The sequence below is a fragment of the Streptomyces sp. NPDC020996 genome (assembly GCF_040641355.1).
In the GTDB taxonomy this organism is placed as follows: Bacteria; Actinomycetota; Actinomycetes; order Streptomycetales; family Streptomycetaceae; genus Streptomyces.
The window spans coordinates 1-8,102 of record NZ_JBFADM010000126.1; the positions used below are offsets into that span (position 1 = coordinate 1).

General features: G+C 72.7%; 6 protein-coding genes. 3 read left to right on the plus strand and 3 right to left on the minus strand.

Annotated elements, in window-relative coordinates; genetic code table 11:
* Positions 1-70: 70 nt before the first annotated feature.
* On the minus strand, positions 71-727 hold the full coding sequence (locus tag AB0G63_RS38670) for a TrkA family potassium uptake protein (RefSeq protein ID WP_360760464.1): 657 nt from the start codon (positions 725-727) through the stop codon (positions 71-73).
* Positions 728-918: 191 nt separating this feature from the next.
* On the opposite strand from AB0G63_RS38670, the gene AB0G63_RS38675 reads away from it, so the two are divergent.
* Complete coding sequence (locus tag AB0G63_RS38675) at positions 919-2,127, plus strand: RNA-guided endonuclease TnpB family protein (RefSeq protein ID WP_360760467.1); 1,209 nt, start codon at positions 919-921, stop codon at positions 2,125-2,127.
* 14 nt (positions 2,128-2,141) lie between these two features.
* Here AB0G63_RS38675 and AB0G63_RS38680 read toward each other — a convergent pair whose 3' ends face one another.
* Entirely contained in the window at positions 2,142-2,801 is a 660-nt protein-coding gene (locus AB0G63_RS38680; RefSeq protein WP_360760470.1) for a TrkA family potassium uptake protein, read from the minus strand.
* Positions 2,798-5,671, minus strand: a complete 2,874-nt coding sequence (locus AB0G63_RS38685; protein WP_360760472.1) for a cation-transporting P-type ATPase — start codon at positions 5,669-5,671, stop codon at positions 2,798-2,800. Before AB0G63_RS38685 ends, AB0G63_RS38680 begins: the two co-directional genes overlap by 4 nt.
* Before the next feature lie 706 nt (positions 5,672-6,377).
* Here AB0G63_RS38685 and AB0G63_RS38690 point away from each other — a divergent pair.
* Positions 6,378-6,812: an avidin/streptavidin family protein gene (locus tag AB0G63_RS38690; RefSeq protein WP_360760475.1), complete on the plus strand. Its 435-nt coding sequence runs from the start codon at positions 6,378-6,380 to the stop codon at positions 6,810-6,812.
* A 50-nt stretch (positions 6,813-6,862) separates the two neighbouring features.
* A complete protein-coding gene (locus AB0G63_RS38695) occupies positions 6,863-7,993 on the plus strand; it encodes a hypothetical protein (protein ID WP_360760478.1) in 1,131 nt (376 codons plus the stop codon).
* Positions 7,994-8,102 lie beyond the last annotated feature (109 nt).

The following is an 8,102-nucleotide window of genomic DNA, read 5'->3' on the forward strand; positions in this document are numbered from 1 at the left end:
CGCCGCCTCCCGCAGTTCCCCGCGGAGCCGCGCGTACCGCGCGCGTACGGCCGCGCACCCGCGTCCGCTGTCACTGGAAGACCGCGTGGACCTCGCTCTCCGTGGCGGTGTGCGAGACGATGAGGAGTTCGTCGCCCTCCCGCAGCCGCAGATCGGGTGCGGGCGCCAGCGGCTCGCCGCCGCGCACGACGGCGGTGACGACGATGCCCGGCGGGACGGCGAGCTCACCCAGCGTGCGGCCGGCCGCACGGGAGTGCGTGGTGATGGTCGTCTCGATCACGTCGACGCCCGCCTTGCTCAGGCGCAGCAGGGCGACGGTGTCGGTGGCGCTGGTCGCCTCCTCGATCAGGGAGATGAGGGGCGCCGCGGCCGGGACGGCGGTGTCGACGCCCCAGTGCGGGGTGAACATCCAGGCGTTGTCCTCGTCGTTCACCCGGGCGAGCACCCGGGCGACCTTGAACTGGCGTTTCGCCAGGAGGCTGATGACCAGGTTGTCCTCGTCCTCGCCGGTCGTGGCCACCAGGAGGTCGACGGCGCCCGCACCGGCGTCCTCCAGGACGCCCGGCTCGCAGGCGTCCCCCCAGTACAGCTCGGCGGGCACGTGCCCGCCGAGCGCGACGACGCGTTCGTCGTCCCGGTCGATCAGCGTGACGCGGTTCTGCGCGGCGCCCAGGACCTGGGCGATCTGGGTGCCGAGGCGGCCCGCCCCGGCGACGATGACGTTCATCGGGGCCTTCCTTCGTGGATACCCCGGCCTTCAGGCCGCGGTGGGTGTACCTCCCGCTTGCCGAGGAGAAGCGAAGCTCCTGCGGGGCAGGGCGAAAAGAGTCGGTTCGCCGTCAGGGCAGACCGGAGTTCACCGCCGAGGCGTCCTGACCGAAACCCGTCACTCACGCGGGAACTGATAGCGTGTGAGGTGTGAAACAGCGGGTCGAGCGGGCGTTCAAGTACCGCTTTTACCCCACGGACGAGCAGGCGGCGGAGCTGTCGCGCACGTTCGGCTGCGTCCGCCTCGTGTACAACAAGGCGTTGGAGGAGCGCACGCGGGCCTGGTACGGCGAGCAGCGCCGGATCTCCTACGTGCAGTCCTCCGCCGCGCTGACGCAGTGGAAGAAGACCGGGGAGCTGGCCTTCCTGGCGGAGGTTTCCTCCGTCCCGCTCCAGCAGGCGCTGCGCCACCTTCAGACGGCGTTCACGAACTTCTTCGCCAAGCGTGCGAAGTACCCGCGCTACAAGAGTCGGAAGAAGTCCCGCGCGTCGGCCGAGTACACCCGCAGCGCCTTCACGTGGCGCGACGGGAAGCTGACGCTGGCCAAGATGACCGCGCCCCTGGACGTCCGCTGGTCGCGTCCCCTCCCGCAGGGTGCGCAGCCCACGACGGTGACCGTGTCCCGCGACAGCTCGGATCGCTGGTTCGTCTCGATGCTCTGTGAGGACACCGTCGCCCCGGTCCCCGCCACCACGGCGGCGGTCGGCATCGACGCCGGGATCACGTCCCTGGTGACCCCGTCCACCGGGGAGAAGATCGCGAACCCGAAGCACGAGCGCCGTGACCGCGTCCGGCTGGCCCGCGCGCAGCGTGAGTTGGCGCGGAAGGCGAAGGGATCGGCGAACCGGGAGAAGGCCCGGCGCCGTGTCGCCAAGGTCCATGCCCGGATCGCCGACCGGCGACGCGATTTCCTCCACAAACTGTCGACTCGGCTCGTCCGTGAGAACCAAGCGGTCGTGATCGAGGACCTGACCGTCCGCAACCTGCTGAAGAACGGCAGGCTCGCACGCGCCATCTCGGACGTGGCCTGGACGGAGCTGCGCTCCATGCTGGAGTACAAGTGCGCCTGGTACGGGCGCGAACTCGTCGTGATCGACCGCTGGTTTCCCAGCTCGAAGCTGTGCGGGGCCTGCGGCACGGTCGCGGCGAAGCTGCCGCTGAACGTCCGCGAGTGGACGTGCGCCTGCGGCACGGTGCATGACCGCGACGTGAACGCGGCACGCAACATCCTGGCCGCCGGGCTGGCGGCGTCTGCCTGTGGAGACGGTGTAAGACCTCAACGGGAGTCCTCCCGGACGGGGCGGTCGTCGGTGAAGCAGGAACCCCAGCGGGCGACCGCTGGAATCCCCCGCCATTAAGCGAGGGAAGGAAGTCAAGTGCCCAGCTCCTTGTCCAGGAAGCCGCGCAGCCGGCCCAGGGCGTCGGCGGCGACGGCGAACGTGACGAGATCGTCGGCCTCGGCCGGGGTGTGGTGCGTCGGCAGGAACGACCGGCCGCCGCGGGTCACCTCCACGACCCGGATCTCGCCGTCGACCTCCAGCTCGCCCAGGTGCCGGCCGGTGAGATAGCCGGGCAGCCGGGAGCGCAGCAGCAGCGTCTCGCCGTTGCCGAAGTCGAGTTCCGGGGTGAGGTGGCGGTGCAGCAGCATCTGGTGCAGCTGGTGCACGGTCCAGCGCACGCTCGCGATCGTCGGGATGCCCAGGTCGCGGTAGATGTCGGCGCGCCGGGGGTCGTAGATGCGGGCCAGCACGATCGGCACCCGGTAGGTCTCCTTCGCGGTGCGGGCGCTGACGATGTTGGTGTTGTCGCCGGAGGTCACGGCCACGAACGCGTCCGCCAGCTCGATGCCGGCCGCCTCCAGCACGGTGCGGCTGAAGCCGTTGCCGGGCAGGAACTGACCGGAGAACCCGGCGGGCAGATGGCGCCGCGTCTTCGGCTCGCGGTCGATCACCCGTACGTCGTGGCCCTCGTTGACCAGCTGGGCGGCGAGCGCGGAACCGACCCGGCCGCACCCCACCACGATGACCCTCATGGCGTCTCCTCCTTCTCGTTCCCGGCGGCCTTCTCGACGGTTTTCCCGACGGTTTCGATGGCCTTCCCGGCGGGGACGGGGGTGCGGCGCACCCACCACTTGCGGGCCTCCTCCGCGGTCAGCAGCAGCATGCCGAAGCCCGCCAGGACGGCCCAGTCGGCGAGTGCGAGGGGCGCGGTGTGGAACACGTGCTGCAGCCAGGGCGTGTAGCTGATGGCCGCCATCAGGAGGATGCCGAAGCAACCGGCCGCGATCAGCCTGGGGTTGGAGAACAGCCCCACCGTGAACACGCTCTCCCGGTCCGTCCGCACGGCCAGCGCGTTGAAGAACTGGCTGACCACGATCGCGGCCTGGGTGAGCGTGATCGCCTTGCGGTAGGCGGGATCGCCGCTGGTGAAGTCGGCGAACGGGATGCCGGCGGAGTGCACCTGCCAGAAGAAGACCGTGCACACGCCGATGGACTGCACGAGCCCCAGGAACACGAACCGGCGCACCAGCTCGGCGGAGAACAGCCGCTCGCGGCGGGAGCGGGGCGGGCGGTCCATGGTGTCCGGCTCGGGCGGCTCCGCGCCCAGCGCCAGGGCCGGCAGCACGTCGGAGCCGAGGTCGATGGCGAGGATCTGGATCGCCGTCAGCGGCACCAGGGGGAATCCGGCGAAGGTGGCGGCCAGGATCGGGGCGAGCTCGGCCAGGTTGTGGCTGAAGAGGTAGGCGAGGAACTTGCGGATGTTGCGGTAGACCGACCGGCCCAGTTCCACGGCCGCGGTGATGGAGGCGAACGAGTCGTCCAGCAGCACCATCACCGAGGCCTCACGGGCCACGTCGGTGCCGGTGGCGCCCATGGCGACGCCGATGTCGGCGTGCTTGAGCGCGGGCGCGTCGTTGGCGCCGTCCCCGGTGACGGCGACGACCTCGCCGCGTGCCTGCAGGGCGGCGACGACGCGCATCTTGTGCTCCGGGCTGACCCGGCACAGCAGCAGCTGACCTGACCCGGCGAGCAGTCCATCGAGCGCGTCCGCGTCCATGGCGTCCAGCCGGGAGCCGGTCACCGCGGTGGGGGAGGGGTCGGTGACGATGCCGACGCGGCGGGCGATCGCCTCCGCCGTCAGCGGGTGGTCACCGGTCAGCATCACGATGCGGATGCCGGCCCGGTGGCAGGCGCGCACCGCCTCGGACACCTCGGGCCGGGGCGGGTCGAGCATGCCGATCAGGCCGAGGAACGTCAGCCCCGCCTCGGCCTCCTCCGCCGTGCCCGGCACCGCGTCGACCGGGCGCACCGCGACGCCCAGCACCCGCAGTCCCCGCCCGGCCATCTCGTCGTTGGCGGCGACGACCGCGTCCCGCAGCGGTGCGGTGAGCGCCTCGTCGCCTCCCGCGTGGCGCACCCGGGCGCACCGGGCGAGGAGTTCCTGCGGGGCGCCCTTGACGCACAGCAGGCCGCCCCGTGACGTCCGGTGGGCGGTGCTCATCAGCTTGCGCACGGGGTCGAAGGGGAACTCCCCGATCCGCGGGGCCGCCTCCTTCTCCGCCGTCATGTCCAGCCCCGCCTTGGCCGCCGCGACGAGGATCGCGCCCTCCGTGGTGTCGCCGAGCACCCGCCAGCCCTCGGACCGCGCGGGCGGTACCAGCCTGGCGTCGGTGCACAGCGCTCCCGCCCGCAGCAGCGCGCGCACCCCGTCGGCACCGGCGACCTCGCCCACCGGGGCGTAGCCGACGCCGGAGACCGCGTGCGACGCCCCGTCGCTCCACAGCTGCGTCACGGTCATCTCGGCCTGGGTGAGCGTGCCTGTCTTGTCGGTGCAGATGACGGTGGTGGAGCCCAGCGCCTCCACCGCCAGCAGCCGCTTGACCAGCGCCTGACGGCGGGCCATCCGCCGCACGCCGATGGCCAGCGACACCGACAGCGTCGCGGGCAGCCCCTCGGGGACCAGCGCGACCATGACCCCGAGGGCGAACACGAACGCCGACACCAGCGGCTGTCCCGTCTGCAGGCGCAGGGCGAACACGCCCGCGCCGATCGCGACGGCCAGCGCCGCCACGCGTTGCGCCATCACCGCCACCTCGCGCTGCAACGGCGTCTTCTGCTGCGGCGCCTCGTCGGTGAGGCGGTAGATCCTGCCGAACTCCGTCGCCGCGCCGGAGGCGTACACGACGGCCTTGCCGGAGCCGGACATCACCGTGGTGCCCATGAAGACGCAGTTGCGGGACTCCAGTGGGGTGTCCGCGGCCGTCTGTTCGCTCACCCGGCCGACGGCCGAGCTCTCCCCGGTCAGCGGCGCGTTGTTCACCGACAGGCCGTGGGCCTCGACGACCCGGCAGTCCGCGGACACCGCGTCCCCGGCCTCCAGGACCACCACGTCGCCGGGCACCAGCGCCCCCGACGGCAGCTCCAGCCGCTCCCCGTCCCGCAGCACCCGGCACGTGTGCGGCACCATGGCCTGCAAGGTCTGGGCGGTGCGCTCGGCCGAGTACTCCTGCACGAAGCCGATCACCGCGTTCAGCAGCACCACGCCCAGGATCGCGAAGGCCAGCTGCAGGTTTCCCACGTCGCGCGGATCTTGCAACGCGTAGGCGAGGAACGTCAGCGCCGACGCGACGATCAGGACGACCGCGAACAGATCGGTGAACTGGGCGGCGAAGCGCCGCCACATCCCCTTGCGGCGGGGCCGCGGCAGCTGGTTGGGGCCGTACTGCCCCAGGCGGGCTGCGGCCTCCGTGCCGGACAGGCCGCGGACCGAGGTGCCGTACGCGCCGAACACCTCGTCCGGACGCAGTCGCTGGACCGGCGCCGACGATCCGTCGGGCCGCGGCACGGACGCCCCGGGCCGGGGGTGACCGGCCGGAACGCTCGCGGTGAGATGACTCGGCACCGTACCCCCTGGCTGGACGGCAACTCTCCGTTCCAGCCTGGACCGGCGAAGATCGTGTCGCCAGGGGCCACCCGGCCCACGGCCGGGGCGGGCCCGGCGGGCCCGCCGGGCCTGGACACGGGACCCCCTGGAGACGACGCTCCCGGGGGCACAGACGAACCTGCGAGGTGGGCTCCCTTCGCCGGCATGGTCCGGATCAGGTTGTGGAGGTCGCCGTCCGGTCTCTAGACCATCCGGCCTCTCAGCCCACCCGTCTGCGGCGTCCTCTGACAGGGGCGGTGACTCCCCTGTCGGGAACTGCCGTTCCGGGCGGACTCCCTCGCTCGCCCCGCAGGCTGATTACAGCCTACGTCCGCACGAGTGCGGCAACAGGGCTGTTCGGGCCGACGGGGGTGGGCCGTTCGGTCCTGCTTCCGACGGCGGGTGGGCCGTTCGGCCCTGCCGCCGTCGGCGGGGACCGCTACGGCCGACGCGAGCGGTACGACGCTCCGAGGCAGTTGTCAGGTCTGTCCGGCGGCGGGGTGGGGCCGGGCAGGACTCCAGGTCAACCCGGCCGGGCCTGGGCCCGGGGACGTTCGGCCCAGTGCACGGGGGTGCGCGCGGGGCCAACGATCGAAGGGGGCGAAGCATGGCCGGAAGCCCGGTGGGCTCCCGGCCCGACCAGGCGGGCGCGACAGCCGTGCGCCGACAGGAGCAGGAGCGAGCGATGAGCATCAGTGGTGACTGGTACAACGAGTCCGGCTCGCACATGAGGATCACGGTCGACCCCGTCGGAGGAATCAGGGGGACCTACATGTCGGCCACCGGCCATGCCGCGGGCGCCTACCCGCTCGTCGGCCGCTACGACACGGCCGACTTCCCCGACCACGGGACCACCCTCGGCTGGACGGTGTCCTGGCACAACGAGCGCAGCGACGCCGCGTCGGTGACCAGCTGGAGCGGTCAGTACCACAAGGAGGGCGGAGAGCGGATCTGCGCCACGTGGCTGCTCACCGCGTCCGCCAACCCGGCCAACACCTGGGAGGCCACGGCCGTCGGGCAGGACGTCTTCACCCGTGAACGGCCGTCCCCCGAGCGGATCGCCGACCACGTCCGGCAGAACCGGACCGCCTCCCACCCGCACCACGTCGTTGAACGGTAGCCCGGGCAAGCCATGAGTGCGCGCGAGACGCGCAGGCGGGGAGGCAGACCATGGTGAGGATCCCGCCCGACGCGGCGCTGAACGCCCGGCTGGCCCGCTGGGTGGCGGAGGGACTGCTCGACGCCGGCCAGGCCGAGCGGATCGAGGCCGCCGAACGGGCCCGCGCGGCAGAGGGCGCCGATCAGGCCGGTGCGGCCCAGACCCGTACGGGCGAGGCCGGTGCGGCTCAGGCTCGTACGGCCCGAACCGGTGCGGCTCAGGCCCCTGCGGCCGGAACGCACCCGGTCGGCCGGGTGCCGCTGGTGGTCGAGGCGCTGGGCTATCTGGGGGCGGCGATGGCGGTCGTCGCCGGGTTCCTGGCGGTGGACCAGCTGTGGCCGGACATCCCCACGGGCGCGCAGCTCGCCTTCGCGGCGGTGGCCGCCGTCGTCCTGGGCGTCGCCGGTGCCCTGCTGCGTGATGCGGCCGAACCGGCGTTCATGCGGCTGCGCGGTGTGCTGTGGCTGGCGTCCACCGGCTCGGTGGCAGCGTTCGCGGGCGTGCTCGCCGCCCGTGCCGGAGACTTCTCCCCGCAGGTCACGGCGCTGACCGCCGCCGGTGCCGCGACGGCGTACGGCATCGTGCCGTGGCTCGTGAGGCCCGCACCGCTGCAGCAGCTGGCGGTCTTCGCGGGCGCCGCCGTCACGCTCGCCGCGGGTATCGAATGCCTCGGCGACGACGTGCCGTTGTGGGTGCCGGGGGTCGGGGTCTGGCTGTTGTCCGCGCTGTGGGGCGCCGCCGCGCACCGCGGCCGTGTGCTTCCGCGGGAGACCGGGTATGTCGCCGCGGCGCTCGGTCTGCTGGTCGGCGCGCAGCTGACCATGAACCTCGCCGCCGGTCACCTCCTCGCTCTGGCCACCGCCGGCGCCCTGCTCGCCCTGGGCGTGGCCCTGCGCAAGGTCTGGGCGCTGCTGCTCGGCGCCTTCGCGACCCTGGAGACGGTGCCGCAGACGGCGGAGCGCTACCTTCCAGGATCGCTCGCGGCGCCGCTGTCGATCCTCGTCGTCGGCGCGGTCCTGCTGGTCCTCGCCCTGCTGCTGGCACGCTGGTCGAGCAGGACGGGAACGCCCCGCGGGCCGAACAGCGAGTCCAACAGGACAGAGACACCCCGGCCACCCCGGTCACCTCGCGCCGCCCGCTGATCCCCGCCGCCCCGCGCGCGGCCCCGTCCCCCGGTGACCTCGTACCGACCAAGGTGCTCGGTCTCTTCGTGGTCGGCAGCCTCGCCCGGCGCTGGGGTGTGCGGGTGTC